Source organism: uncultured Desulfovibrio sp. (genome assembly GCF_944324935.1).
Classification (GTDB): Bacteria; Desulfobacterota; Desulfovibrionia; order Desulfovibrionales; family Desulfovibrionaceae; genus Desulfovibrio.
Window position 1 is genome coordinate 25,474 of record NZ_CALUYG010000009.1, and the last position, 25,830, is coordinate 51,303.

The following is a 25,830-nucleotide window of genomic DNA, read 5'->3' on the forward strand; positions in this document are numbered from 1 at the left end:
ATCATGTCCGCACCCGCATGGTTCAACTACGAGACCTATCTCGTCAACAAGCTGGCCCAGTTGAAGACTGCCGATCCCGAGCAGTACGGCGACTACACCGAGGCCGAACTGAAAGCCAGCATGCTGGAGGCCGGCTACAGCAATGATGCCGACGGCATGTATCAGCACTTCGAGCAGTTCGGCAACGCCGAGAACGTGAGCCCCTCGCCCTACTTCGTGGTGAGCGAATATCTGGCCAACAAGCTGACCCAGTTGCAGACCCTCGACCCCGAGCAGTACGGCAGCTTCACCGTGACCGACGTGGCCAACAGCTTTGCCGAAGCCGGCCTCTCCGCCTGGGATCACTACACGCTGTTCGGTCAGGCCGAAGGCGTGAGCCCCTCCGCCATCTTCGATAACAACGCCTATCTGGCCGCCAAGCTGGAACAGCTGAAAACGCTGGACCCCGCCCAGTACGGCGAATACACCGTGAAAGATGTGGTCAATGCCTTTGCGGCCGAGGGCCTGAACCCCATCGAGCATTACATGCTCTTCGGCATCAATGAAGATCTTTCCTACAGCCCCGTCACGCCGGAACCGCCCGTCACCGACGAGCTGACCACCGCCCGCGACGTGCTGACCCTTGACGCCGGCGACAGCATCATTGCCGGTGTGGCCTCCGCCCTGAGCGCCGAAAAAACCCTCAATGAAAATGACCTCATCGACGGCGGCGAGGGCAACGACACCCTGCGCGTGACCCTGGACGCCAACTTCAACGGCTTCACCGTCACCGACGATCCCAACACCACCGGCGGCATGAAGAACGTGGAAAATGTGGAACTGACCAACAACGGTTCCATCACCCGCACCTTCTCCGCCAAGGGCAGCGAAGGCGTGACCACCTACACCCTGCATGCGGGTGAGGCCGGCACCGGCGCCATCAACCTCAAGGATCTTGCCGCCGCGGGCATCACCGTCAACGTGGACGGCCTGCAGAAAGGCACCACGGACGTGCAGTTCGCCACCGGCGCGCTGACCGGCGCGGAAGACAGCATGACCTTCGGTCTCAACAACGTGGGCGCCGCCGCCGCTTCCGCCACGGCCGATCCCACCTATGTGGGCCTGAAGGCCACCACTGGTCTGGAAAGCGTGACCATCAACGCTTCCGGCGTCAACTATGCCGACCTGAGCGGGCTGGATGCGGCTTCCGTCGCCGTCACCGGCGCGGGTTCGCTGGAGGCCAGCGCCGTCAACGCCGCGCTGACCAGCCTTGACGCCTCCGCCGCCACCGGCAGCGTCAGCGCCGATCTGAGCGCCGCCACCATGCAGACCGTCAAGGGCGGCGCGGGCGACGACACCTTCATCGTAAAAGGCCTTGCTCCCACCGCGGTGCTGGAAGGCGGCGAGGGCAACGACACCCTGATCATCAGCGAATCCGGCGCTGCCACCCTGCAGCCCACGGTCTCCGGTTTTGAGACCATCGGCATTGCGGACAATACGGGCGCCATCACCCTGTCCGCCAAGAACGCGCAGGACTTCACCACCCTGCTGCTGGAAAACACGGGCGCCAAGGTGACCGTGGCCAACCTGAGCGGCAGCACCTTCACCGTCGAATCCCTTGGCGCTGAAAAGGGTGCGGCGACGACCAACACCGCCGTCATTGCCGACGCCGTGGATCTGACGGTCAACGTCAACGCCGGCGATGACGCTGAAAAGGCGCAGACGGTCACCACCGATATCACGGCTGCCTCCGCCCCCAATGCGGTCATCAATGTGGGCGCCAACGTGGCGGCTGCCGGTATCTTCACCTTCGGCGCGGCCCAGAGCGTGCAGCTCAACGTGGCCAGCAACAAGGTGGATGATGCCGAGCAGACCTCCTTCGCCGGCACAATCACCGCCGCCAAGGCCCAGAGCCTCGAAGTCAAGGCCGAAGGCGCCCTGGGCTCCAGCGCGAAATTTGACGTCGCCAACGCCGCCAGCGTGGTGCTGGATGCCGCCCAGGGTGGCACGGCTGCCATTGTCGCCGGTAAGGCCACGGATGTGCGCCTGACGGCGGGTGGCGATCTCTCGCTGAGCGGTTCCAACCTTGCCGCGGCCCAGTCCGTGACCGTGGTGCAGAACGACGGTGCACTGACTGGCGATATCGCCCTGACCGGCCTGAACAGCCTGAACGTCTCCGGGGATGGCGCGAAATCCGCCGTGACCTTTGGTGCCTTGGGCAGCGCCAGCAATGACTACTCGCTCAACGTGGTGGCGAGCGGCCTGGCTGCCGGCTTCACCAGCGGCGCTGTGGCGTCCAAGGGCGACATCAGCCTTGATTTCTCCGCCGTTTCCGGCGACGTCACCCTCGGCGCCATTACCGGCGGCGCTGACGTGAGCCTGGCCGCCAGCCAGCTCGGCGACAATACCTTCGGTGCAATCAAGGCGGCCGGCAGCGTCGACGTGCAGGCCATCGGTCTGCTTGGCGACCAGCTTACCCTGGGCGACATCACCGCAACTGGCGATAACAGCAATGTGTCGCTGGTGGTTGACGGAACCGCCACGGTGAAGGGCCTCGAAAACATCAGCGCTACGGGCAGCGTCAATGTCGACCTTTCCGGCTACATGGGCGATACTTTTGCCTTGACCACCATCAAGGGTGCGGACGTTACCTACGTCGGCGCTGATTTGGTGGCGAACGATCTCGGCACAGTCACTGCCAGCAGCCTGAACTTCACCGGCGGCCTTGAGGTGGATACCGTTACCCTGGAAGGCGTCGACAATGAAACGTCCCTTACGGCTACCCTGGACACCGGTACTGGTACGGATGTCGTAACGGTCAATGGCGTTGCCTCCACGGAAACCATCACCGTTTCCGGCGATCTGGGCGGTGACAATGAAGCTGTCACGGTCGACGGTTCCGCCAACGTCACCTCCGGCATGACGATCAACATCGGCGGCCTGACGGGCTACGCCACGTCCGCCATCACCGGCACCAGCTTCTCCGATACCATCATCGGCGGCAGCGGCGATGACACCATTACGGCCGGGGCGGTGAGCTTTGCGACGGCTGGATCGGCGGAAGTTCCCGCCGTGCAGGGTTCCGCGACGTATACTTTCTCCGGGTCCTTGACTGGTGATGCTGCAAAAACCATCCAGATTGGCTCTGTTACTTCTGCAGCAGTGCCGACTGGAACAGATATCAACAATCTAGCTGACCTCATTGCTTTCATCAACAGCGACTCGTTTCTGAACGTCGCCTTCGTGGCTTCCGAGAACAGTGGTAATTTGGTGATTACGGAACTTGCTGGCAAGGAGGGTGACTACATTACCAGCACAACACCTCCTACGATTACCGCCACTGGTCTTACTTTGACGGGTAAAGGCGATGCGACGGCAGGTTCCGCGCTCGTTCCCGCTGTGCCCGCCACTGACGGCATCGTCGACACGCTGACCGGTGGAGCTGGTGCGGATGTCTTCGAGCTGTCTGTGGCTGGCTTGCAGAGCACGGCAAACACGGACTCGGCCACGACCATCATCACCGACTTCAGTACCGCCGATGGTGACACGCTGAAAATCGGTTCTCTTGGTGCGGGTTCCGGCACCGCTTATATGGAAGATGTCGCAACGTATAACAGCCTTTCCGCTCTGCTGACGGCTGCTGACGTCGCGCTGGATGGTACGGTCAAGTATGTGGCCGCCATGTTCAATGGCGATACCTACATCGTGGCTGACAATGCCGGTTCCGGCCATTCCGCTATCGTTCAGCTTCAGGGCGTCAGCCTTGACCAGCTGGATGATACCGGCAGCTTCATCACCGCCTAACCTCCAACCTCCCCCCGGCCCCGCCCGTGCGGCGGGGCCGGTTCCCCCTGAGGGAAATTTTCGCATGGACATGTCGTCATCCTTTCGCAGCCGCGCAACAGGCGGCGTTCAGCGGGCAGATCTTTGCCGCCGGAACGCGGCGTGGCGTCGCGGGACGGAAGGGTGCACGTTCCGGCCCATGCCCGAAACGGCCGGAATCGGGCGCTGCCGCCCCGGCGCGGCGCGGCGGTTCCGGCGCAGGGCAATGAACACCCGCTGACAAGACGGGAATGGCGACAGGCGGCGGATGGCGTCGAAGCGGGCGACATCCATCGGCAGTCCGTCCATGAGGAGACCTGACCACGCATTTTCCCTGACCAGCCCGTAAGCCGCTGACGGCTGGTGGGCGGGCCGCATCGGTCGCACCGGCGCGGTCCGCCACAGGGAGATGCCAGGGCGTCGCCCCCCGGCCCCGAAGGCCGTCCCCGGCGGCATACCACCCCACCCCTTCCGGCCTGCGCGGCCGATGCCGAGGCGACATGTCACACCCGTTCGTCAGCGTGCTTGTCAGCAGCTACAATTACGCCCGCTATCTGCCCGCGGCGCTGGACAGCGTGCTTGCCCAGACCTGGCCGCACCTCGAGCTCATCGTGGTGGACGACGGCTCCGCCGATCACTCGCTGGACATTGCCCGGGCCGCCGCCCTGCGGGACGGGCGCGTGCGCGTCCTCACCCATGCCGACGGCGGCAATCACGGGCTGGCGGCCACCACGCGGCTGGGCCTTGCCCAGTGCCGGGGCGACTATGTGGCCTTTCTGGAATCGGACGACGTCTGGCACGCGGACTGCCTGCGCGAACGCCTGGAAACCGTGGCGCGCACCGGCGCGGACGTGGTGCTGAACGACATCTTTCCCCTGTTCATGCCCGGGGCCGCCGAGGGCTGGTATGTCGGCTATGTGCCGCGCGTCATGCGCTGGCACGCCGCGCGCAGCCGCGACGGACGCGAGGCCTACACGGCGCATGCCGCCTTTCTGCTGGAAAACCGCATCCCCACCCTTTCCTGTGCCATGCTTGCCGCGCCCCTGCTGCGTACGCTCTCCCTCCAGCCGCCCGTGCCCGTCTGGTTCGACTGGTGGCTGTGGACGCAGGCCGCCGCCCAGGCCCGTTTCGCCTATGTGCCCCGCGCCCTGACCGGCTGGCGGCAGCATGCGGCCAGCCTGCACCGCGTCATCACGCCCGCCGCCTATCTGGCGGACTACGCCCGCATGGGCCGCGCCATGCGGCGCGTCCATCTGCGCCCGCTGCTGCGCCGTGGACACCCCGGCTGGGCGATTTTTCTCTGTCTTCCTTCCGTCCTGCGGATAGGGGCACGGCTTGCCCTGCCCCTTTTCCGCTTCGGGCCGCGCCGCACCCTGTCCATGCTGCGGGAGCGTCTGCGCCCCGCCCGCAGGCGGCCCGAGGCATCCCCTCTTCCTCTGTCGCCGGGCCACAAGGCCGGCAGCAGGCAGATCTGATCCACGCAAGGTCCCTCCGAAATGCTGCACCGCCATCTTGCCGCCCTGCTCCTCCTGCCGGCCTCCTTCCGCGTGCATCGCTCCTTCGGGCGCTGGCGCGCGGCCTGGCAGGCCGGTCCCTACGTTTTTTTTCGTCAGATCCTCAACGAGGCCCCGGCCTGCGTCCATCGCGGGGACGGCCCGCTTGTGCGGCTGACCTGCTATTATCCGATGCGTCTGGCCCAGGAGGTGCTGGCCGCGCGCGGCTGTCTGCCCGGTCTGCGCGCCGGCTTGCACAAGCTGCGTCATCGCGGCCCCGTCCCGTCCCCCACTCCGGCGGACAACGACCGGCGCTGGCAAAATGACCGTCTGCCCCTGCCCGCGCTGGAGGAGCTGACGGCCGTCATGGCCGACCCGGCCCTGCGCGTCATCAGCTTCGACATCTTCGACACCCTGCTCGTGCGGCATGTGCTGCGGCCGCATGACGTCTTCAGCCTGGTCGCGGCCAGGGTGGACGCGCGCCACGGCGTCCATTTCCAGCGCATGCGCGCCCCGGCGGAGGCGGAACTGGGCCTGCCCAATCCCACGCTGGAGCAGATCCATGCCCACATGGCCCGGCGGCACAACCTGTCGCCGGAGACCGCCGCCGCCCTGCGGGAAGCGGAACTGCGCTGCGAGCGCGACGTGCTGCGCGCCCGCCCGGCCGCCCGCGCCCTGTATGACGCGGCCCGCCGCCTCGGCAAACGGATCATCGCCGTCTCGGACATGTACCTGCCCGCCGCCTTCCTGCGCGACATGCTGCGCGAGAACGGCCTGGCGGTCGATGCCCTCTACGTCTCCTGCGAGCAGGGCGCCCGCAAGAGCGACGGCGCGCTTTACGACCGTGTGGCGGAACAGGAAGGCTGCGCCCCCGGCGAGATGCTCCATTTCGGCGACAACCGCCACAGCGACGTGGAACAGGCGCTGAAGCGGGGCGTCTGCGCCCACTGGCTGCCGTCGGTGCAGGCACTTGCCTGCCCCACGCCGGAACTCTGGCGGGAGACCTTTGCCGCCGCGCGGGCCGCCGAGCCGCGCACGAGCCCCTATCTTGCCCTTGCCCTTGCCCGCGTTTACGGCGATCAGGTCGATTTTTCGCGCGATATGGCCCGCTTCGCCTCGCTGGCGGAAGCCGGAGAGCTGCTGCTCGCCCCCCTGCTCACCGCCTTTGCCGTGCGCCTCGCCACGGACAAGGAGCTCACGCGCGGGTACGGCCGCCTGTATTTCGCCGCCCGCGACGGCTGGCTGCCCTTCCGGGTCTATGAGCGGGTACGACGCCGGCTCGGCGGCCTGCCCGCCGTCTACTTCGCGGCGGGACGCCGCGCGTATTCCCCCTTCCTCTATGATGATTTTCCAAGCTATCTCAAGGGTATCCGCTCGCTCGCCCAGCCGGAGCGGCACACCCTGCGCCATGTGCTGCTGGCCTGTCTGGGCGACGGCCCCCTGACGCGGGAGCTCTTCGCCCGCCTGGGCGAGGAGGAGCTCGCCCGGCCCTTCCTGTTCGAAAAACGGCGCTGTCTGGCGGCGCTGCGCCCCCATGCCGCGCACATCGACGCCCTCCTGCGGCGGAAGCGGGAGCGCATCCGCCGCTACTACCAGCCCCTTTTCGCCGAAGAGGGCGAACGCGTGCTGGTGTTCGACCTTGGCTATGCCGGCAGCATCGGCGAGGCCCTGCACGCGGCCACGGGCAAGATCGTGGACAAGCTCTATTTCTGGTCCGACCCCGAAAATGACGAGCGCGACCGCCGCCTTGGCTCCACCACGCGCTGTCTGCTGCACACGGGCAACCATCTGCGCCTTTTGCTGGAGGAACTCTTTTCCCCGGCGCGGGGGGGCGTCATCGACTTTACCGAGGACGGCCGCCCCGTTTACGAGGACGTGGACCTGTCCCCGGCACTGCGGGCGGACATGGAAGCCCTGGAAAAAGCCTGCTGCGACTATGCCGACGCCTTTTGCGACAGCTTCGCCGATCTGGCCCCCTCCCTGGCCCTGCCGGACGGCGACGCCTTCCTGCCGCTGCTGGAAAGCCTGCTTTTTCGCTCGCCCTTTTGCAACGAACGGCTGTTGCGGGACATCATCTTCCCCGATCCCGTCCACTGTGCGGCCCCGACCTCCCTGCAAAAGAAACAGGATGCCCTCATCCTCCGTACCGACACCTTCGCCGGAACCGGCTTCCTGGACCCCGCCCTGCCCCTTGCCCCCCTCACGTCCGTCCCCCGGCGCACGCGGCCCGTGGGCCTGCACGTCCATTTGCACAATTTTGCCCTGGCCGGGGAATTCCTGCGCCAGCTCCGGCGTTTCCCCGCGCCCTTCGACCTCTTCCTGACCCTGACGGACGCGCGAGCCTGCGCGGCGGCGCGGCGGCTCTTCGCCCCGGCCCTGCTGCCCGCCGTACGGGAAGTCCATGTGCTGCTGGTGGAAAATCGCGGCCGGGACGTGGCCCCCTGGATCATCGGTATGCGCCCCTTCCAGCAGCGCTACGACCTCTTCTGCCATGTACACGGCAAGCAGTCCCCGCATCTGCCCTTCGGCGACGCCTGGCGGCGCTATCTGCTGCACAACCTGCTCCATCCCGCCGCGGTCAGCGCCATAATGGCGCACTTTGCGGAAGATCCGCGACTGGGCTGCGTCTTTCCCCCCATCTGCCCCGAGCTGCTGGCCTGCATGCGCGCCGGCCACATCTCCCCGGGCGGCCATGACGGCGAAGTGCCCGAGGCGGAAGACCTGCTGCGCCGCCTCGGCCTGCGCCCCGAGCTGTGCCGCGCCGATCTCTGCTTTTCGGCCGGAACCATGTACTGGTACCGGCCCGAGGCCCTGCGCCAGCTCTTCACCTTCGATCTGGCGCTGGAAGAGTTTCCGGCCGAGCCCATCGGCATCGGCGGCACCATCGCCCATGCGCTGGAGCGCCTCCCCGTGCCGCTGGCCCGGCACAACGGCTACGAGGCCGGCCTCTTTGCGCTGGATTTGCCGCCCTATACGGGCGACAGCTCGCCGGAGGAGGCATGAGCGCCCTGCTCCGCCTGCTTGACCTCACGGCGGCCCCCCGCCTCGTCTGGCGGCATCGCGGCCTCTTTTGCCAGCTCCTGCGGCGCAACATCGCGGCCCGCTATCGCGGCTCCGTGCTGGGCATCATCTGGTGTTTCGCCCATCCGCTGCTGATGCTCGCGGTCTACAGCTTCGTTTTCGGCATCATCTTCCAGTCCCGCTGGGGCATCGAGAGCCTGGACGACGAGCGCGCGGCCTTCCCGCTGATCATGTTTTGCGGCCTGACCATGTTCAACATCTTCGCCGAAAGCTGCAACACGGCGGGCAACCTCATCGTGCAACAGGCAAACCTCGTCAAAAAGGTCATCTTCCCGCTGGAGCTGCTGCCGCTCATCACGGTCTGCACGTCCTTCGTCTTCGGGCTGGCCTGGTTCCTGCTGCTGTCCGCCGGGGCCCTCTGCTTCCTGGAGACGGCGAGCTGGACCATGCTGCTCTTGCCGCTGACCCTGCTGCCTTTGCTGCTCCTTTCCGCCGGGCTGGCCTGCCTCATCTCCGCCCTCGGGGTCTATCTGCGCGACATCCCCCAGCTCGTGGCCGTGGTCGTGCACATCCTCTTTTTCATGACGCCCATCTTCTACCCCCTTTCCCTCGTGCCGGAACGCCTGCGCGTCCTCCTGCTGTGCAACCCCCTGACCCCCATCGTGGAGGAGAGCCGCAAGCTCTTCCTCTACGGCATGCAGCCGGATTACGGCCTCTGCCTTCTTTTGCTGCTGCTCTCCCTGCTGGCGTTCCAGCTCGGTTTCCGCTGTTTCGTCAAAATGAAAAAGGGCTTTGCCGATGTGCTCTGACGAGCTCTCCCGCCCGCTGGCCGGGGAGCGCATCGTCGGCCTCGACATTTTGCGCGGCCTGGCGACGTGCGCCGTCATCCTGTTGCATATCCTGCTTGTAACGCCGGGCGATCTGCTGTTCCAGTGCGACGGGATCACCTGGCGCACCGTCTATGTGGGCAACTGCATGCTGGAATGCTTCTTTGCCCTGAGCGGCTTCCTCATCGGCGGGGCCCTGCTGCGCTACGAACGCTTCGACAGGGCCCGCATGACCAATTATGCCGTGGACAGGGCGACCCGCATCCTTCCCGCCTATTATGCCGTCTTTTTCCTTCTGACGGCATGGGATCTCCTCTCCGGCGATCCCCCGGCGATACATTACAGCTACCTGCTGTTCGCGCAATGCTGGCTCGACAACATGTATTTCATCGGCGTCGCCTGGACGCTTTCCATCGAAGCGTTCTCCTATCTGCTGCTGCCCGTCATCATCCGGGCCTGCCGCGCCAGGACGCCCGCCGGGCAAAACGACCATGCCCTCCTCATCGGCGTCTGCGTCGCCATCATCCTCATCGAATCCCTGCTGCGTTTCGGCGTCGCCCTGTCCACGCCGGACATCCACATGGATGATGCCGTGCGTAAACAGGTGCACCTGCGGCTTGATGCCCTGCTCTACGGGCTTATCGTGGCCTGCCTGAAGCGGACCCGCCCCGCCCTTTACCGCCGCCTTGCCCGCCCGGCCGTCTTCCTTGCGGCCGTCTGCGGCATGCTGGCGCTGGTGGAGTGGCAATATGCCGACCTCTTCATCCGCCATCTTCCCGGCGAGCGGCACAAGCCCCTCCACGCGCTGCTGGATTTTCCGCTCTCCGGCGTCCTTGCGGCGAGCCTCATCCCCTTCTGCGAGAGCATGCGGCCCGGCCGCCTCCCCCGGGCGGCGGACAGGCTGTCCGCCTTTTTCCAGTATGTGGCGAAGATATCCTATTCCCTGTATCTCATCCACCTCCCCCTTGTTTTCGTGGCCATGCGCGTTTATGCGGCGCTGGCTTCGCACAATGCCGTGCTGAACCATCTTACCTTTTGCGGCGTGGTGATCGTCTATCTCCTTGCCTGCTTCCTCCTTGCCGACGCCATGTTTGCCCGCATCGAGCGGCCCGCCATGCGGCTGCGAAAAAAACTGAGGATGAAAACGACATGACTGAAGTATCCATGCGGGCGCGCGACGCCATGACGGAAGACATCTCCCTGCTTGCCTTCCTTTCCCACTATCTGGACCGCGAGCTCCCGGCACGACCGCCCCGGGCGGACCACATGCCGTGGGGGTGGGAGGGGCACATCCTGTTCGCCGACATGCTGGTGCGCGGCGTTCGCCCGCGGCTTCTCGTCGAACTGGGGACGCATACCGGCGTTTCCTTTTTCGCCTTTTGCGAGGCCGTGCGAGCGGCATGGCTCCCGACCCGCTGCATCGCCGTGGACACCTGGAAGGGCGACGAGCAGGCCGGATTCTACGGCGAGGAGGTCTATGCCGACGTCGCCGCGCATGCCGAAGCGCACTACCCGCTGATCGCCACTCTCATGCGTATGCCCTTTGACGAGGCCCTTGCCAGCATGGATGAAGCATCCATCGACATCCTGCACATCGACGGCCTGCATACCTATGATGCCGTACGGCATGACTTTGACGCCTGGCTGCCCAAAGTCCGCCCGGGAGGCATCGTGCTGCTGCATGACGTGGCCGAACAGCGCGAGGGCTTCGGCGTCTGGAAGCTCTGGCTTGAGATCGCACCGCTTTCCCCGGAGACCTGCCGCTTCCCCCATTCGCACGGGCTGGGCGTCTGGCGCAAGCCCGGCGGCCCCGCACTGGACGACGTCTTTCTGCGGGCGCTCCTTGCGTCCGGCCCGGAGGCCTCGGCGGCGGTACAGGCCATGATTCTGCATCTCCACCGGCAGATGCGCTGCCGGCGCCAGCTTGCGGAGCGCGACGAACAGGCGCGCGACCTTGACCGCCGCCGCCACGCCGCCGAAACGGCATGCGCCGATCTGCACACGCGCCTTGCCGATCTGCACGCCTATCTTGCCGACCTTGAACAACGGCAGGCCAGCCTGATGGCGTCGCGTTCCTGGCGGATGACCCGTCCGCTGCGGGCCATTGCGGCCTGGGCGCGCTCCGTCCTGGCCGGGCATGCGGGACGCGCCGGCCGTGACTGAGCTGCCGGCGGACGCTTACGCCGTCGCCATGCTGGAAGAAGGAGGTATGATGTCTTCCGCGCCCGATGTCGTGCTGGAGGCGGATGCCGTCTCCAAATATTTTGAGATCTATGCCAAACCGTCGCACCGGCTCTGGCAGATGCTCTTTCGGGGGCATCGCCGCTTTTTCCGTCCCTACTGGGCCCTGCGGGACATCAGCTTCCGCCTGCGCCGGGGGGAAAGCCTCGGCATCCTCGGCCGCAACGGCGCGGGCAAGAGCACGCTGCTGCAGATCCTCTGCGGCACGCTTGCCCCCTCCTCCGGCACGGTGCGCTCTCGGGGCCGCATCGCCGCCCTGCTGGAGCTGGGCAGCGGCTTCAATCCCGAGTTCACCGGTCGGGAGAACGTCCGGCTCAATGCCGCCATCCTCGGCCTTTCCCCGGAGGAGATCGAGGCCCGCTATGACGACATCGTGGCCTTTGCCGACATCGGGGAATTCATCGACCAGCCGGTCAAGAGCTATTCCAGCGGCATGGTCGTCCGTCTGGCCTTTGCCGTCATTGCCCATGTGGATGCGGACATCCTCGTCATCGATGAGGCGCTGGCCGTGGGCGACGCCTTCTTCACCCAGAAGTGCATGCGCTTCCTGCGCCGCTTCATGGCCGCACACACGCTCATTTTCGTCAGTCACGATGTGGCGGCCGTCAAGAGCCTCTGCGACCGGGCCCTGCTCCTCGACGGCGGCCGCATCGTCATGGACGGCAGCCCCCGGGACGTCGGCGCCGAATACCTGAAGAACCTCTACGAGGCCACGCAGGGGGAGAGCCGCGCGCCCGCCCCCTCCACGGCGCAGGCTCCCTCCTCCCTGCCCGTCTGGCAGGAGGAGGACTACCGCGACATGCGCGCCGACCTCCTTGCCCGCCCGCCCCTGCGTAACGACATCCGCGTGTTCCGCTTCGATCCCGAGGGGGACTTTTTCGGCAAGGGGGAGGCCGCCATCGAACAGGTGGCGCTGCTGGATGCCCGGGGCAGGCCCCTCGGCTGGGTCGTCGGCGGCGAAATGGTCTGCCTGCGGATAGGCTGCCGCGCGCTTGCCGACATCAACAGTCCCATTGTCGGCTTTCTGTTCAAGGACAGGACGGGACAGGCCCTCTTTGGCGACAATACCTGGCTGCGCTACGCCGATGCGCCGCTTTTTGTGGAGGAAGGACGGTTTTTCATGGCGGAATTCACCTTCCGTATGCCCGTCATCGAACGCGGGGAATACGCCATCAGCGTAGCCGTCGCCGAAGGCTCGCAGGAAAATCATGTGCAGCACCAGTGGCGGCATGACGCGCTTTTGCTGCACTCGGTCAGCAGCAGCGTGCCGACCGGGCTGATGGGCATCCCCATGAAGGACATCCGCCTGCGCGTCCTCGCTCCCTGAGCGCGGGGCCGCCCCGCGCCCTCCGCACTTTTGCCTTTTTCCCCAAAATGACATAGCCTGCGTGCGCGGGAAGTTGCCGGGCAGCCCGCGAGAATGCGGGCGGACGGGCGTTTTCGGCCTGTTTCCGCCGTTGGCCCCGCGCACGGGGCCCATGTTCCCGGGGAGAAGACATGACATCCAACTTTGCCTTTTTGCGGACACGCTTTCCCGAGCTGGCCGAGCTCGGCATGCTGGCCGAACGCTATCTGCATTCGGACCCGCAATCCTGCCTGATGAAGACGGGCCTGCTGTGTGAAGGCATGATCCGGGTCATGTGCGCGCAGGATCATATTCCCCTGCCCGAACGCTGCGACGCGGTGACGCGCATCAATATCCTGCAGCAACGGGACGTGCTGCCCTCCGACGTGGCCGCGGCCTTTCATCTGCTGCGCAAGGAGCGCAACAGGGCGGCGCATGAGGGCGGCCCCTTTTCCCCGGAAAAGACGCGCGTCCTCCTGCAGATCGCGCACAGCCTGTGCGGCTGGTTCTCCCAGACCTACGGCGACGAGACCTCCCGGCCGGAAGCCTTCGTGACGCCCGCCGCGACGGACGAGGCCCGGCAGGAAGACGGCGGCAAGGCCGGGCAGGATGCGGAACTGGCGGAACAGGCCGTCGCCCATGCCGCGCGCAACGCCGCCGAGCCGGAAGACGTGCGCCGCAGGCGTGCCGCCGCCGCCGCGGGCGCTCGCCGCATATCCGAGGCCGAAACGCGCTATCTCATCGACGAGCAGCTCCGAAAGGTGGGCTGGGAGGCCGATTCCGAGAGCCTGCGCTACGCGCTCGGCACGCGGCCGCGGGCCGGGCGCAATCTGGCCATAGCCGAGTGGCCCACGGATGCCGAGGCGGGCGGCCGGGGCCATGCCGATTACGCGCTCTTTGTGGGGACGCGGCTTGTGGGGATCATCGAGGCCAAGGCCCGCCACAAGGACATCCCCGCCGTGCTCGACCACCAGTGCAAGGACTACGCCCGCCATATCCGCGCGGAGCACGCGGCCCATATCATCGGGGAATGGCGGGGCTTTCGCGTCCCCTTCCTCTTTGCCGCCAACGGCAGGCCCTATATCCGGCAGTATGCGGAAACGTCCGGCATCTGGTTTCAGGACGTGCGGCAGGCCGCCAGCGTGCCCCGCGCCCTGCACGGCTGGATGAGCCCCGCCGGCCTGGAGGCGCTGCTCACGCGGGACGACGAGCGGGGCAACCGGCGTCTTGCCGCCCTGCCCGCCGATTTCCTGACCGACAAAGACGGCCTCAATCTGCGTGAATACCAGCTCCGCGCCATTGCGGCGGCCGAGCGGGCCGTGATGGAGGGCGCTCAGGCGCTGCTGCTGGCCATGGCGACGGGCACGGGCAAGACCCGGACGGTGCTGGGCCTGATGTACCGCTTTTTGAAGAGCGGGCGTTTCCGGCGCATCCTTTTTCTTGTGGACCGTACCGCGCTGGGCACGCAGGCGCTGGACGTCTTCAGGGACGTGAAGCTGGAGGAGCTCCAGCCGCTGAGCGGCATCTATTCCCTGTGCGGCCTGACGGACAAGGACATTGAGCCGGAGACCCGCGTGCATGTGGCCACCGTGCAGAGCATGGTCAGACGCATCCTCTACGGCGAAGGCAGCGACAGCATGCCCTCGGTCAGCGATTACGACCTTGTCATCGTCGACGAGGCGCACCGGGGCTACATCCTCGACCGGGAAATGAGCGACGGCGAACAGCTCTACCGCGACCAGCGCGACTACCAGAGCAAATACCGCGAGGTCATCGACTATTTTCAGGCGGTCAAGATCGGCCTGACGGCCACGCCCGCGCTCCAGACCACGCAGATCTTCGGGCCGCCCGTGTTCACCTACTTGTACCGTGAGGCGGTCATCGACAGCTTTCTGGCGGATTACGACGCCCCGCACCAGCTGGGCACGCGCCTCAGCGAGCAGGGCATACACTACAAGGCCGGGGATACCGTGGCCCTCTTCGATCCCGCCACCGGCGAGATCACCAACGGCGCTCTTCTGGACGACGAGCTCGACTTCGAGGTGGACGAGTTCAACCGCACCGTCATCAACGAGAATTTCAACCGGGAGATCCTGCAAGAGATCGCCAGGGACATCGACCCCGAGGACGCCTCCGCCGGCAAGACGCTCATTTACGCCGTCAACGACCGCCACGCGGACATGATCGTCCGCATCCTCAAGGAGATCTATGCCGGGGAGCTGGTGGATACGGATGCCGTCATGAAGATCACCGGCAGCATCGGCAACCGCAAGAACATCGATGCGGCCATCCGCCGTTTCAGGAACGAGAGCTTTCCCAGCATCGCCGTCACGGTGGACCTGCTCACCACCGGCATCGACGTGCCGGAGATCACCCGCCTCGTCTTCCTGCGGCGGGTCAAGTCGCGCATCCTCTTCGAGCAGATGCTCGGCCGCGCCACCCGCCTGTGCCCGGCCATCGGCAAAACGCATTTCGAGGTCTACGACGCCGTGGGCCAGTTCAGCGCCCTTGGGCCGCTCACCAGCATGCGGCCGGTGGTCAGCAATCCCTCGGCGAGCCTTGATCTGCTGCTGGACGGGCTGGAGGTCATGGACGAGCCGGAGCACATCCAGAGTCAGGTCATGCAGATACTCGGCCTGCTGCAACGCCGCCGGCGCAGCCTGCCGGAGGAAGCCCGGCAGCAGTTTGCCGACCTGTGCGGCGACACGCCGGAGGCCCTCATCCGGCGGGTGCGGACGGCGCGGCCGCGAGAGGCCAGGGAACTTCTGCTGGCCCGGCGGGACGCACTGGCCCTTCTGCGGGCGTCGAACGGGACGGGCAGCCGGCCCATCGTCCTTTCCGATACGCCGGACGCGCTCACCAGCCATACGCAGGGCTACGGCAAGGATCACCTGCGCCCCGCCGACTATCTGGAATCCTTTGCCCGCTTCGTGCGGGAGCACCGCGACGAGATCGCGGCCATGAACCTCATCTGCACGCGCCCGGCCGACCTCACGCGCGAGAGCCTCAAGAGCCTGCGCCTGGTCCTGGGGCGGGAGGGCTTCACCGTCCGGCAGCTCAATTCCGCCCTGTCCCGCATGAGCAATACGGACATCGCGGCGGACATCATCGGCTTTGTGCGCCGCTACGGCGTCAATGCGGAGCTGCTCGGCCACGAGGAACGCATCCGCCGTGCCGTGGCCCGGCTGAAGCGGGCTCACGATTTTTCCGCCGCGGAGAGCAAATGGATCGACCGCATGGAAAAATATCTGCTCAACGAGTCCGTGCTTTCCGTACGCACCTTTGACGAGAGCGTCGTTTTTCGCGACAAGGGCGGCTTTGCGGCGCTGAACAAGCTGTTCCGCAATGACCTGGAAAGCCTTGTGAACGAACTGAATGCCTATCTGTACGATGATGGAGGCCTTGCCGCATGACCACACAGGAGATCGTCGCCAAACTCTGGAACCTCTGCAATGTCCTCCGGGATGACGGCATTACCTACCATCAGTACGTTACCGAGCTGACCTACCTCCTCTTTCTGAAAATGGCCAAGGAGACCGACAAGGAAGCCGGCATCCCCGCCGCCTGCCGCTGGGACGCGCTGACCGCCCGCAGCGGCATCGAGCTCAAACATGCGTACAAGCGGGCGCTTGCCGAACTGGGCGAGACCGGCACGGGCCGCGTGCGGGAGATCTATCAGGGCGCGGCGTCCAACATCGACGAACCGAAGAATCTGGAAAAGATCATCACCAGCATCGATGCGCTGGACTGGTATTCCGCGCAGGAGGAAGGCCTCGGCAACCTTTATGAAGGCCTGCTGGAAAAGAACGCCAATGAGAAGAAGTCCGGCGCGGGCCAGTATTTCACCCCGCGCGTGCTCATCGACGTGATGGTGCGCCTTATGGAGCCGCGAGTCGGGGAGCGCTGCAATGACCCGGCCTGCGGCACCTTTGGTTTCATGATCGCCGCGGACAGATACCTCAGGGCGCGTACCGACGACTATTTCGATCTGGACGAGGAGCAGGCCGTCTTTCAGAAAACGCAGGCCTTCACCGGCTGCGAGCTGGTGCACGACACCCACCGCCTTGCCCTCATGAATGCCATGCTGCACGGCCTGCGGGGGGAGATACGCCTTGCCGACACCCTGTCCACGGCGGGCAAGGACCTCAAGGACTACGACCTCGTGCTGACCAATCCGCCTTTCGGTACCAGAAAGGGCGGCGAGCGGGCCAGCCGGGACGACTTTTCCTTCCCTACCGGCAACAAGCAGCTGAATTTCCTGCAACATATTTACCGAAGCCTCAAACGCGGCGGCCGGGCCGCCGTGGTGCTGCCGGACAATGTGCTCTTTGCCGACGGCGACGGCGCGCGCATCCGGACGGACCTCATGGACAAATGCGATCTGCACACCGTGTTGCGCCTGCCCACGGGCATCTTTTATGCCCAGGGCGTCAAGACCAACGTGCTGTTTTTTGCGCGCGGCCAGAGCGACAGGGGCAATACCGCCGAGGTCTGGTTTTATGACCTGCGTACCAATATGCCTTCATTCGGCAAGACCAACCCGCTCCGGCCGGAGCACTTCGCCGCCTTTGAGGCGGCCTATGCCGCGCCGGACCGCCACGCCGTGCGGGATGAACGCTGGAGCGCCTTCAGCCGGGAGGCCATCGCGGCGCGGGGGGACAGTCTGGACCTCGGCCTGATCCGGGACGCCGCGCTGGTGGACGCCACCGAGCTGCCCGATCCCGTCGAGAGCGGCGAGGAATGCCTTGCCCTGCTCGACGAGGCGATGGACCTGATGCGGGGCGTGGTACGGGAGCTGCAACGCCTGACCGGCAAGGAGGCGGAATAATGGCCCGCCCCCGCAAGAATGCCGACGCGTCCCGCGCCTCCCTGCTGCCGGAAAGCGCCCCCCTGCCGGAGATCCCCGTGCGGGAACAGCCCTACCCTCTGCCCGAGGGCTGGAAATGGGTGCGGCTGGGAGATGTTACACAAATTGCAAGCGGTGGGACACCTTCTTCCAAGACAAAAGAATTTTACGATAACGGTAATATCCCATGGTTATCACCAGCAGATTTATCAAACTATAATGCCGTATATATTTCACATGGCAAAAAAATGCTTACCCCTTTGGGACTCAAAAATTCTTCAGCACGCCTGCTTCCCTCAAATACAGTTTGTCTTTCTTCTCGTGCACCTATAGGTTATGTAGTTATAGCACAAAACCCGCTGTGCACAAATCAGGGATTTAAGAACTTTCTGCCTTCTCATTTATATATTCCTCGATTTCTCTACTGGTATTTAAAAGGGAGTAAACCGCTTCTTGAATCATATGCAAGCGGAACAACATTTCTTGAGTTGTCTGCCACAAAGGTTGCGCGTATCCCCTTCCCCCTCCCCCCGCGTGAGGAGCAAGAACGCATCGTCGGACATATTGAATCCCTCTTTGCCCGGCTGGACGAGGCCCGGCAAAAGGCGGAAGCCGTGCGGGACAGTGTGGCCCTCCGCCGGGCTGCCATCCTGCACAAGGCGTTCACGGGAGAACTGACGGCCAAATGGCGGGAGGAGCAGGGGATAAGCAAGGAGAGTTGGAAAAAAAAAGACTTTGCCCACATCATTACGAACATTGAGGCTGGGAAAAATGTGCGGTGTGAGGAAAGGCCTCCACGCGAAAATGAAGCAGGCATTATCAAGGTCAGTGCTGTAACGTGGGGTTTCTTTAATGAAATGGAGAGCAAAACCTGTCCAGACCCATCATTATATAATGAAAACATTCAGATAAAAAAAGGAGACTTTTTATTTAGCCGGGCAAATACTCTTCAGCTAGTTGGAAATTGTGTCATCGTCGAAAATATTACAAAAAAATTGATGCTATCAGATAAAATACTTAGATTCTCTCTTGATGAATGCACACTAAAAAACTATCTGCTGTTTTTTTCTCTGTCAGATCAATACAGAAGCCAAATTGAAAATGCCGCATCAGGCAATCAGGATGGAATGCGGAATATTTCGCAAAAGAAATTACTGGGTCTGACCATCCCTCTCCCCACGCTTCCCGAACAGCGGGAAATCGTCCGCCTCCTCGACGATCTCCTCGGCAGGGAGCGGCGCATCGGGGAGGCCGCCGATGCCGTCGTGGCGCACATCGAGCGCATGAAAAAGGCCATCCTTGCCCGCGCCTTCCGGGGCGAGCTGGGCCGGGCGGACCGTCCGTCCCGTGCCTGACGCCTCCCCGCATCCCCTCGGAACGAGAACGCCATGCCCGCCCATCCTCCCACCCCTCAGTCCTCCCCCAGTCGCGGCAAGGGCCGGCCCCGCGCCTTTGACCGGGCGCAGGCCCTGCACAAGGCGCTGGAGGTCTTCTGGCGGCGGGGCTATGCGCCCGCCTCCGTGGCGGAGCTGTGCGCGGCCATGTGCATCAAGCCTCCCAGTCTGTACGCCACGTTCGGCAACAAGGCCGCTCTCTTCCTCGAGGCGCTCCGCTACTATGAGCGGACCTACTGGGACGCCCCGGCCCGCCGCTTTCAGGAAGAGCCCGACGTGTACGCGGCCGTGGAGCGCTTTTTTCAGGATGCGGCGCGCATCCTGCTTTCGCCGCACACGCCCTGCGGCTGCATGGTGGTGCTGGCCGCCGTCAACATCGCCGAGTCCGAAACGGCGATCATCGCGGCCGTGCGCGAGCTCAGGCAGGCCACTCAGACCATGTTTGCCGACCGCCTGCGCCGGGCCGTCCAGGAGGGGCAGCTCCCCCCGCATACGCCCCTCGAGCCGCTGGCCGGCGCCCTGAACACCCTGCTCGAGGGCCTCTCCCTCCAGACCAGGAACGACCTCTCCCTCTCCGCGCTCTCGGACATCGCGGGCCTCGCCGTCCGCCTGCTGCCGCCGCGCGCCTCCGCCACCGACCGTTAATGCCCGCCGCCGACCGCCGCTGCGCCTGCTGCTGCGCCTGACGCGCGCTGACGGCCGGCTTGCCCTCTCTCCGGCCTTCCTGGGTCATTGACATTTTTTTAGTAGTCGTTAAAAAAATGTCATGCGCGGCACGGCCGGGCAGTGCCCGCGCCCCCCTCCGCACGGCCGCCGTCCGCGCAGCCGCCATTTCCCGCATAGAAGGAGAACGACCATGAGCAAGAACATCGTCATCTTGAACGGAAGCCCCCGCCGGCACGGCAATACGTCCATGCTCTGCGACGCCTTTGCCGAGGGCGTGGCCGAGGCCGGACACATCGTCACCCGCTTCGATCTGCAGCAGATGGACATACGCGGCTGTCTCGGCTGCGTGAAGGGCGGCAGGGATGCCGCTCACCCCTGCGTGCAAAAGGACGACATGGCGGCCATTTACCCGGCCTATACGGCGGCGGATGTGCTCGTGCTGGCCTCGCCGATGTATTATTGGGGCTTTTCCGGCCAGCTCAAGACCGCTTTTGACCGCCTGTTTGCCGTGGCCGAATGCCAACCCGGCTACGCCAATCCGCGCAAGGACTGCGTGCTCCTCATGGCGGCGGAAGGCAACAGCCCGGAGAACTGGAAACCGGTGCTGGACTACTACCACGCCCTGCTCGGCTTCCTCCACTGGCGGGACTGCGGACAGGTGCTGGCCGGAGGCGTCTTTGAGGCGGGCGCGGTGGCCGGACATCCCGCCGTGCGGGAAGCCCGCACGCTCGGGGCCTCCCTGTAACACACAACCGCCGGCGCGCCGCGGTCCAGCACGGCCACGACCCGCCGGCCACACCAGCACTCCCCAAGGAGAACGCCATGCGATCCCTCTCGCTTCCTGATGCGACGAAGCATACTTCCCCCAATCCGGTATCGCTCATCTGCTCCCTCACGCCCGACGGCAGGACCAATCTTGCCACCGTTTCCTGGTGGACCTGCCTGAGCCTGGAACCGGAAACCATCGGCTTTGCCATGATGAAGCCCTCCCATACCGGCGAACTGGTGCGCGGCACGCGACAGGCCGTGCTCACCATCCCCGGCGTGCCGCTGGCGCGCGCCGTCATGCAGTGCGGCAGCACGACCGGCAGAACGCAGGACAAGGCAACGACAGTCGACATCGCGCTGATGGAACTGCCGGACTGCGCCATCCGTATTCCCGCGCACAGCGTTGTGGCCATACAGTGCCGCCTGCGGGAGCACATCGACGTCGGCGATCACTATTTCCACATCTGCGACGTGGAGCGCGTCCTTGCCGATGCGGACGAGGCCCCTCTCTTCGCCTGGATGGGCTATGCCAGGATCGCCCCGGCCCGGCAGGCGTGAGTCAGCCCCCCTGACCGGGCGGCGTGACGCATGACGCCCCAGACACCTTTCCGGCACGCCGCGGGACGCGGATCCCCCCTGCCGGAAAGGTGTTTTTGCATCCGCACCTTGCGGCCCACGCTGCGGCATGGACAGGGGCCGCTTTGCAGCGCACCGCAGCCGTGCCGCAAGGACGACGGGGCCTCCTCCCGGACGCCGCCCGGACGGTGAAGCGCCTGCCGGCGTCACGGGACGAACGCCTGCGAGGATCAGGCAAGAAGTTGCAAGTATCGTGGCTGGCCCGCCGGGCGTCGCGGCGTATGCTCTCTTCATCACGAACACTCGTCACAGGGAGGAAGCATTATGAAAAAAACCGTACTCGCCGGCCTGCTTTCCGTTTCCGCGGCCGCCGCCATGACGGCCGCCCAGCCCGCTCTGGCCGAGCCCGACAAAGGTCAGACCATCATCCGCGGCGGCGAACAGGCCGCCGTCAAGGGATCGCCCCAGTTCTTCACCGGCAGCGTCCGCATCGATCCGCTCTATCCCGCCAACAACGCCATGCGCTCCAGCGGCGGCAGCGTGACCTTTGAGCCCGGCGCGCGTTCGCACTGGCATGTCCATCCGGTGGGACAGGTGCTCATCGTCACGTCCGGCGTGGGCAGAACGCAGGAGTGGGGCAAGCCCGTCCAGGAGATCCGGGCCGGAGATGTCGTCATATGCCCCGTGGGCGTCAAGCACTGGCACGGCGCGGCCCCCAACAGCGCCATGACCCATATCTCCATCTGCGAGGAAAAGGAGCCCGGCAAGGTCGTCGAATGGATGGAGGAAGTGACGGACGCCCAGTACAACGGCAATTAGGCGTCATGCGGGCTTTCCCCGACCGGGCCGACTGTCGCCCCGGTCGGGGCCGGCATGGCGCTGTTAGTTCTCAAGCAACAAGGGAGTACCTTCATGCATGACCAATCTGCACAATCACATGGGAAGATTAGCCGGCGAGCCGCCCTGCGAGTGGCCGCCCTGCTGGCGGCCGCACCCGTGGCCCTGAGTGCCCTGACCACTCCCGCCCGCGTCCGCGCCGCGACACATCCTTCCGGCGCTTCCGGCAGCGGGGAATATCCCGATCTTCCCCTGATGGAACAGAAACGTACGCTGGGGCGAGGAGCATACAGCCTGGAAGTTTCCGCGCTGGGCTTCGGCGCTATGGGCGCTACCTATAATCGCGGCATCACCCCGGACAGAAAGAGCCTCATCGCCCTGCTGCGCCAGGCTGCCGAACATGGCATCACCCTCTTCGACACGGCCCAGGTCTACGGTCCCCACACCAATGAAGAGCTGGTGGGCGAAGCGCTGGCCCCGTACAGGGGGCGGGTCGCCATCTCCACCAAATTCGGGCACAGCATCATCAATGGAGTCTACCAGACAGGCAGGCTGGACAGCCGCCCGGCAACTATCCGCCGGGTGGCGGAGGCCTCCCTGAAACGTCTGCGGGTGGAGGCCATCGACCTCTTTTATCAACACCGTCTTGATCCCGCCGTGCCCATCGAGGATGTGGCCGGAACCGTCGGCGACCTCATCCGTGAGGGCAAGGTCAAGCGCTTCGGCCTGTGCGAGGTCGGGCCGGAGACCATCCGTCGGGCCCATGCCGAACAGCCCGTCACCGCTTTGCAGAGCGAATACCATCTCATGTGGCGCGCGCCGGAAAAGGATATTTTTCCTCTGCTGGCGGAACTGGGCATCGGCTTTGTACCCTACAGTCCCCTGAACCGGGGATTTCTTGGCGGGGACATGACCGCCTACACCCGCTTTGCCTCAGGCAATGACAATCGCGCCACCCTGCCCCGCTTCCAACCCGAGGCCCTGGGCAAAAACCTGCTGTTCGTGGAAGCCCTCCACACGTTCGGGCGGTCGCGGGGTATGACGGCTGCCCAGGTGGCGCTGGCCTGGCTGCTGCAACGGGGCGACGGCATTGTCCCCATTCCCGGCACGACCAAGCTTGCGCATCTGGAAGAAAACATCCGGGCCGCCCGACTGACGGCGCGCCCTGACGAATGGCGGCAGCTTGAAGCGACGCTGGCCGCCGTGCCCGTGGTGGGCGACCGCTATCCCGCTGACCAGCAGAAACAGGTACAGACGCGGTAAGCCCGGGATGCGGAGCGAACAAGGAGCGGAAAAATGACACGGGAAATGATGACAGCCGGGGTGCTGACCGGCCCCCGGCGCGTGGAGATCCGGCAGGTCCCCGTCCCGCCGGTAACGCCGGGGATGCTCAAGATACGAGTGTCGGCCTGCGGCGTCTGCGGCAGCGACATCCATCTGTGGCAAGCCGGCAGAGGCTGGAACACGGAGCCCATCGCCGATTTCCATATGGGGCACGAGTTCTGCGGCGTGGTGGTCGATCCCGGCGACAGCGATCTCCGGATCGGCGAACGCGTCGCCTTCTGGGCAAATCTGTACTGCGGACAGTGCGACATGTGCCGCAGCGGCAGGGAACAGCTCTGCCGGGAAGTCGACGGAAGGCGGTATATCGGTTTTGTCTGCAACGGCGGCTATGCGGAATACTTCGTGGGCCCGGCCCGCAATGCCCATCGTCTGCCGGATGCCGTATCGGACGTGGCGGCCGGGCTCATCGACCCGCTCATGGTCGCGTATCATGCCGTCCGGCGATCCCGCCTGAAGCTGCACGACAAGGTGCTGGTGGTCGGCAGCGGCATCATCGCCCAGCTCGTGGGCGGGCTGGCCAGACGGGCGGGAGCCTCCTGCCTGACCATGTCCCGCATCGACGACCGTCAGCTGAAAAAAGCGCGGGAAATAGGCGACTTCACCCACTATCTGGACGGCAATGCCCCGGATCGGGCGGCCCTGATGCGGGAACTGTCCGCGGGCGGCTTTGACGTGGCGTTCGAGGCGGTCGGCTCGGCGGAGGCGCTGGCGACCTGTCTGGACGGCGTGCGCCCCGGCGGCGAGATCGTCCTTATCGGCAACAGCATGACGCCCGACATCCCCTTTGCGCTCAACAGGGCCGTCCTGCATGAGATACGCCTCACCGGCAGCGTCTCCTGTACGCGGGCGGAGTTTGCGCGGACCATCGACCTCATTGCCGGAGGAAGCATCGACGTGACGCGCTATGTGACCGATGTGCTGCCCCTCTCGCACTTGCAGCAGGCCTTTGAACGGCAGATCTCCCCCACGGGGAACGTCCTGAAAACCATCATCCGGCCCTGATGCCGCACAACCTCCCGGAGGTATGCACCATGACCACCCGCCGGCGCTCACGCCCGCACCTGCCCCTTTTTTTTTTTTTTTTCCTTGACCTTGCCGCGGGCCTGCTTTCCGCAACGCACCCGGCGCTGGCCGACAGCCCGGACAGGAGACCCGCCATGCAACGTACCATGAAAAAATTCCTGGGGACCGATCAAACGCCGCTCGCCACGACCGACCCTGAACTTGCCGCCATACGGGACAGGCTCGTGTACGGCGAGATCATGCAGCGCGGCAGCCTCACCGACACGCAGCGCCTGCTTGTCACGCTGGTCGCTCTGGCCGCCAACCGCACGCCGGACGGCATGGACGCCCAGGTCCGGGCCGCCCTGCGCGCTGGCGCGACGCCCGTGGAGATCAAGGAAGCGCTGTACCAGTGCGCGCCGTACATCGGCTTTCCGGCCACGGAAGCCGCCCTGCGCGTGGTCAACGACGTTTTTGCCGCCGAAGGCATCGCCCTGCCGACGGCGCCTCAGGCGACAGTGTCCGAAGCGTCCCGCTTTGCCGACGGCCTGCGCGTGCAAAAACGCATCTTCGGCGACGCCATCGACGCCATGCACCGCAACACGCCGCCCGCCCAGCTCCCCATTATGAAGGACTATCTTTCGGCCTTCTGCTTCGGGGACATCTACACCCGCACGGGGCTTGATCTGAAGACCCGCGAACTGCTGACCTTTTCCATCATCGCGGCCCTCGGCGGCTGCGACGCTCAGGTCCGGGCGCATGTGCAGGGCAACGTCAACGTGGGCAACAGCAAGGACGACCTCATCGACGCCCTGGCCCAGCTCCTGCCCTGCATCGGCTTTCCCCGCACGCTGAACGCCCTGGCCTGCGTCAATGCCGTCATCCCCGAAAAGAACGCCGACGCCGGCAAGTAGCGCTCGCGGGGCCCCACCAGGGAGACCCCATCAAGGAGATCCCCCATGAACGAAACACACCACACCCCGCCCCAGTACGCCCGCCCTGCTCACGCTGAGGGAAGCGGCCTCCGCGCCCGGCGGGAATTCCTGCGCACTGTCGCCCTCGGCGTCGCGGCCGTCGCCGCGGCCCCGCTGCTGCGCGGACATGCGGCGCACGCCGCCGCTCAAGGAGGAAAGTCCATGCTGATCGTCCATTTTTCCCACTCCGGCAATACGCGCCGCCTTGCCGCGTGCATCCAGCGGCTGACAGGCGGCGACAGCGCGGAGATCCGCCCCCTGACCCCCTATCCGCGGGACTATGACGCCGTGGTGGATATGGCCAAACAGGAGCAGCGGCGCAACGTCCGGCCGGCCATCGCGCCCATGCAGCCGAACCCGGCGGACTACGACACCCTGTTTCTCGGCTATCCCAACTGGTGGGGGACCTTTCCCATGCCGGTGGCGACCTTTCTGGAAAGCTATCCGGTGGGCGGCAGGACGCTCGTCCCCTTCTGCACCCATGAAGGCAGCCGCCTGGGCAAAAGCGAGCAGGATCTCCGGCGGCTCTGCCCGCAGGCCCGCCTTTTGAAGGGCTTTGAGGTGCGCGGATCGCGCGTGGACGGCGCGGAACCGGCCGTGAAAGCCTGGCTGACGGAGCTGGGGCTGATCTGAAGCGCCGCCGTCCCTTCCCCCCCGGCCTGCCGCCGTCCTTTTCCGGTGACGGCGGCAGGCCG

Annotated in this window: 18 protein-coding genes; all 18 read left to right on the forward strand. The window is 65.3% G+C overall.

Annotated features, from left to right (window positions below; all coding sequences use genetic code 11):
- The first annotated feature begins 3 nt into the window (after positions 1 to 3).
- Complete coding sequence (locus Q0J54_RS03550; RefSeq protein ID WP_296304022.1) at positions 4 to 3,783, forward strand: hypothetical protein; 3,780 nt, start codon at positions 4 to 6, stop codon at positions 3,781 to 3,783.
- A gap of 518 nt (positions 3,784 to 4,301) precedes the next feature.
- Positions 4,302 to 5,276: a glycosyltransferase gene (locus Q0J54_RS03555; protein ID WP_296304023.1), complete on the forward strand. Its 975-nt coding sequence runs from the start codon at positions 4,302 to 4,304 to the stop codon at positions 5,274 to 5,276.
- 21 nt (positions 5,277 to 5,297) lie between these two features.
- Positions 5,298 to 8,297 (forward strand): rhamnan synthesis F family protein, encoded by a 3,000-nt coding sequence (locus tag Q0J54_RS03560; RefSeq protein ID WP_296304024.1) that lies wholly within the window; start codon positions 5,298 to 5,300, stop codon positions 8,295 to 8,297.
- Positions 8,294 to 9,124, forward strand: coding sequence for an ABC transporter permease (locus tag Q0J54_RS03565; RefSeq protein ID WP_296304026.1), 831 nt, complete (start codon positions 8,294 to 8,296; stop codon positions 9,122 to 9,124). Before Q0J54_RS03560 ends, Q0J54_RS03565 begins: the two co-directional genes overlap by 4 nt.
- The gene (locus Q0J54_RS03570) at positions 9,114 to 10,295 is read left to right on the forward strand and encodes an acyltransferase (protein ID WP_296304051.1); all 1,182 of its coding nucleotides are present in this window, start codon (positions 9,114 to 9,116) and stop codon (positions 10,293 to 10,295) included. The genes Q0J54_RS03565 and Q0J54_RS03570 overlap by 11 nt, the downstream gene beginning before the upstream one ends.
- A complete protein-coding gene (locus Q0J54_RS03575; protein ID WP_296304027.1) occupies positions 10,292 to 11,305 on the forward strand; it encodes a class I SAM-dependent methyltransferase in 1,014 nt (337 codons plus the stop codon). The genes Q0J54_RS03570 and Q0J54_RS03575 overlap by 4 nt, the downstream gene beginning before the upstream one ends.
- On the forward strand, positions 11,298 to 12,710 hold the full coding sequence (locus tag Q0J54_RS03580) for an ABC transporter ATP-binding protein (protein ID WP_296304028.1): 1,413 nt from the start codon (positions 11,298 to 11,300) through the stop codon (positions 12,708 to 12,710). Before Q0J54_RS03575 ends, Q0J54_RS03580 begins: the two co-directional genes overlap by 8 nt.
- 170 nt (positions 12,711 to 12,880) lie before the next feature.
- Complete coding sequence (hsdR, locus tag Q0J54_RS03585) at positions 12,881 to 16,141, forward strand: type I restriction-modification system endonuclease (RefSeq protein ID WP_296304029.1); 3,261 nt, start codon at positions 12,881 to 12,883, stop codon at positions 16,139 to 16,141.
- On the forward strand, positions 16,138 to 17,556 hold the full coding sequence (locus Q0J54_RS03590; protein WP_296304030.1) for an N-6 DNA methylase: 1,419 nt from the start codon (positions 16,138 to 16,140) through the stop codon (positions 17,554 to 17,556). The genes hsdR and Q0J54_RS03590 overlap by 4 nt, the downstream gene beginning before the upstream one ends.
- Positions 17,556 to 18,929, forward strand: a complete 1,374-nt coding sequence (locus tag Q0J54_RS03595) for a restriction endonuclease subunit S (RefSeq protein ID WP_296304031.1) — start codon at positions 17,556 to 17,558, stop codon at positions 18,927 to 18,929. Before Q0J54_RS03590 ends, Q0J54_RS03595 begins: the two co-directional genes overlap by 1 nt.
- 33 nt (positions 18,930 to 18,962) lie before the next feature.
- Positions 18,963 to 19,613 carry a TetR/AcrR family transcriptional regulator gene (locus tag Q0J54_RS03600; protein WP_296304032.1) on the forward strand — a complete coding sequence of 217 codons (651 nt, stop codon included), beginning with the start codon at positions 18,963 to 18,965 and terminating at the stop codon, positions 19,611 to 19,613.
- A gap of 211 nt (positions 19,614 to 19,824) precedes the next feature.
- The gene (locus tag Q0J54_RS03605) at positions 19,825 to 20,379 is read left to right on the forward strand and encodes a flavodoxin family protein (RefSeq protein WP_296304033.1); all 555 of its coding nucleotides are present in this window, start codon (positions 19,825 to 19,827) and stop codon (positions 20,377 to 20,379) included.
- A gap of 77 nt (positions 20,380 to 20,456) precedes the next feature.
- Entirely contained in the window at positions 20,457 to 20,960 is a 504-nt protein-coding gene (locus Q0J54_RS03610; protein ID WP_296304034.1) for a flavin reductase family protein, read from the forward strand.
- Between the two features lie 342 nt (positions 20,961 to 21,302).
- Positions 21,303 to 21,797, forward strand: a complete 495-nt coding sequence (locus tag Q0J54_RS03615; protein WP_346666747.1) for a cupin domain-containing protein — start codon at positions 21,303 to 21,305, stop codon at positions 21,795 to 21,797.
- A 93-nt stretch (positions 21,798 to 21,890) separates the two neighbouring features.
- The gene (locus tag Q0J54_RS03620; protein WP_296304036.1) at positions 21,891 to 23,078 is read left to right on the forward strand and encodes an aldo/keto reductase; all 1,188 of its coding nucleotides are present in this window, start codon (positions 21,891 to 21,893) and stop codon (positions 23,076 to 23,078) included.
- Positions 23,079 to 23,111: 33 nt separating this feature from the next.
- Positions 23,112 to 24,161: an alcohol dehydrogenase catalytic domain-containing protein gene (locus Q0J54_RS03625; RefSeq protein WP_296304037.1), complete on the forward strand. Its 1,050-nt coding sequence runs from the start codon at positions 23,112 to 23,114 to the stop codon at positions 24,159 to 24,161.
- Positions 24,162 to 24,316: 155 nt separating this feature from the next.
- On the forward strand, positions 24,317 to 25,075 hold the full coding sequence (locus tag Q0J54_RS03630; protein ID WP_296304039.1) for a carboxymuconolactone decarboxylase family protein: 759 nt from the start codon (positions 24,317 to 24,319) through the stop codon (positions 25,073 to 25,075).
- 45 nt (positions 25,076 to 25,120) lie between these two features.
- Positions 25,121 to 25,768 (forward strand): flavodoxin, encoded by a 648-nt coding sequence (locus Q0J54_RS03635; RefSeq protein WP_296304040.1) that lies wholly within the window; start codon positions 25,121 to 25,123, stop codon positions 25,766 to 25,768.
- Positions 25,769 to 25,830: the final 62 nt, after the last annotated feature.

Bases quoted from the DNA above. Each gene is read 5' to 3' on its own strand.
- Q0J54_RS03625 (WP_296304037.1), top strand. From the start codon at position 23,112: ATGACACGGGAAATGATGACAGCCGGGGTGCTGACCGGCCCCCGGCGC.
- Q0J54_RS03600 (WP_296304032.1), top strand. From the start codon at position 18,963: ATGCCCGCCCATCCTCCCACCCCTCAGTCCTCCCCCAGTCGCGGCAAG.
- Q0J54_RS03570 (WP_296304051.1), top strand. From the start codon at position 9,114: ATGTGCTCTGACGAGCTCTCCCGCCCGCTGGCCGGGGAGCGCATCGTC.
- Q0J54_RS03605 (WP_296304033.1), top strand. From the start codon at position 19,825: ATGAGCAAGAACATCGTCATCTTGAACGGAAGCCCCCGCCGGCACGGC.
- Q0J54_RS03595 (WP_296304031.1), top strand. From the start codon at position 17,556: ATGGCCCGCCCCCGCAAGAATGCCGACGCGTCCCGCGCCTCCCTGCTG.
- Q0J54_RS03615 (WP_346666747.1), top strand. From the start codon at position 21,303: ATGAAAAAAACCGTACTCGCCGGCCTGCTTTCCGTTTCCGCGGCCGCC.
- Q0J54_RS03590 (WP_296304030.1), top strand. From the start codon at position 16,138: ATGACCACACAGGAGATCGTCGCCAAACTCTGGAACCTCTGCAATGTC.
- hsdR (WP_296304029.1), top strand. From the start codon at position 12,881: ATGACATCCAACTTTGCCTTTTTGCGGACACGCTTTCCCGAGCTGGCC.
- Q0J54_RS03610 (WP_296304034.1), top strand. From the start codon at position 20,457: ATGCGATCCCTCTCGCTTCCTGATGCGACGAAGCATACTTCCCCCAAT.
- Q0J54_RS03620 (WP_296304036.1), top strand. From the start codon at position 21,891: ATGCATGACCAATCTGCACAATCACATGGGAAGATTAGCCGGCGAGCC.
- Q0J54_RS03560 (WP_296304024.1), top strand. From the start codon at position 5,298: ATGCTGCACCGCCATCTTGCCGCCCTGCTCCTCCTGCCGGCCTCCTTC.
- Q0J54_RS03565 (WP_296304026.1), top strand. From the start codon at position 8,294: ATGAGCGCCCTGCTCCGCCTGCTTGACCTCACGGCGGCCCCCCGCCTC.
- Q0J54_RS03630 (WP_296304039.1), top strand. From the start codon at position 24,317: ATGCAACGTACCATGAAAAAATTCCTGGGGACCGATCAAACGCCGCTC.
- Q0J54_RS03555 (WP_296304023.1), top strand. From the start codon at position 4,302: ATGTCACACCCGTTCGTCAGCGTGCTTGTCAGCAGCTACAATTACGCC.
- Q0J54_RS03550 (WP_296304022.1), top strand. From the start codon at position 4: ATGTCCGCACCCGCATGGTTCAACTACGAGACCTATCTCGTCAACAAG.
- Q0J54_RS03635 (WP_296304040.1), top strand. From the start codon at position 25,121: ATGAACGAAACACACCACACCCCGCCCCAGTACGCCCGCCCTGCTCAC.
- Q0J54_RS03575 (WP_296304027.1), top strand. From the start codon at position 10,292: ATGACTGAAGTATCCATGCGGGCGCGCGACGCCATGACGGAAGACATC.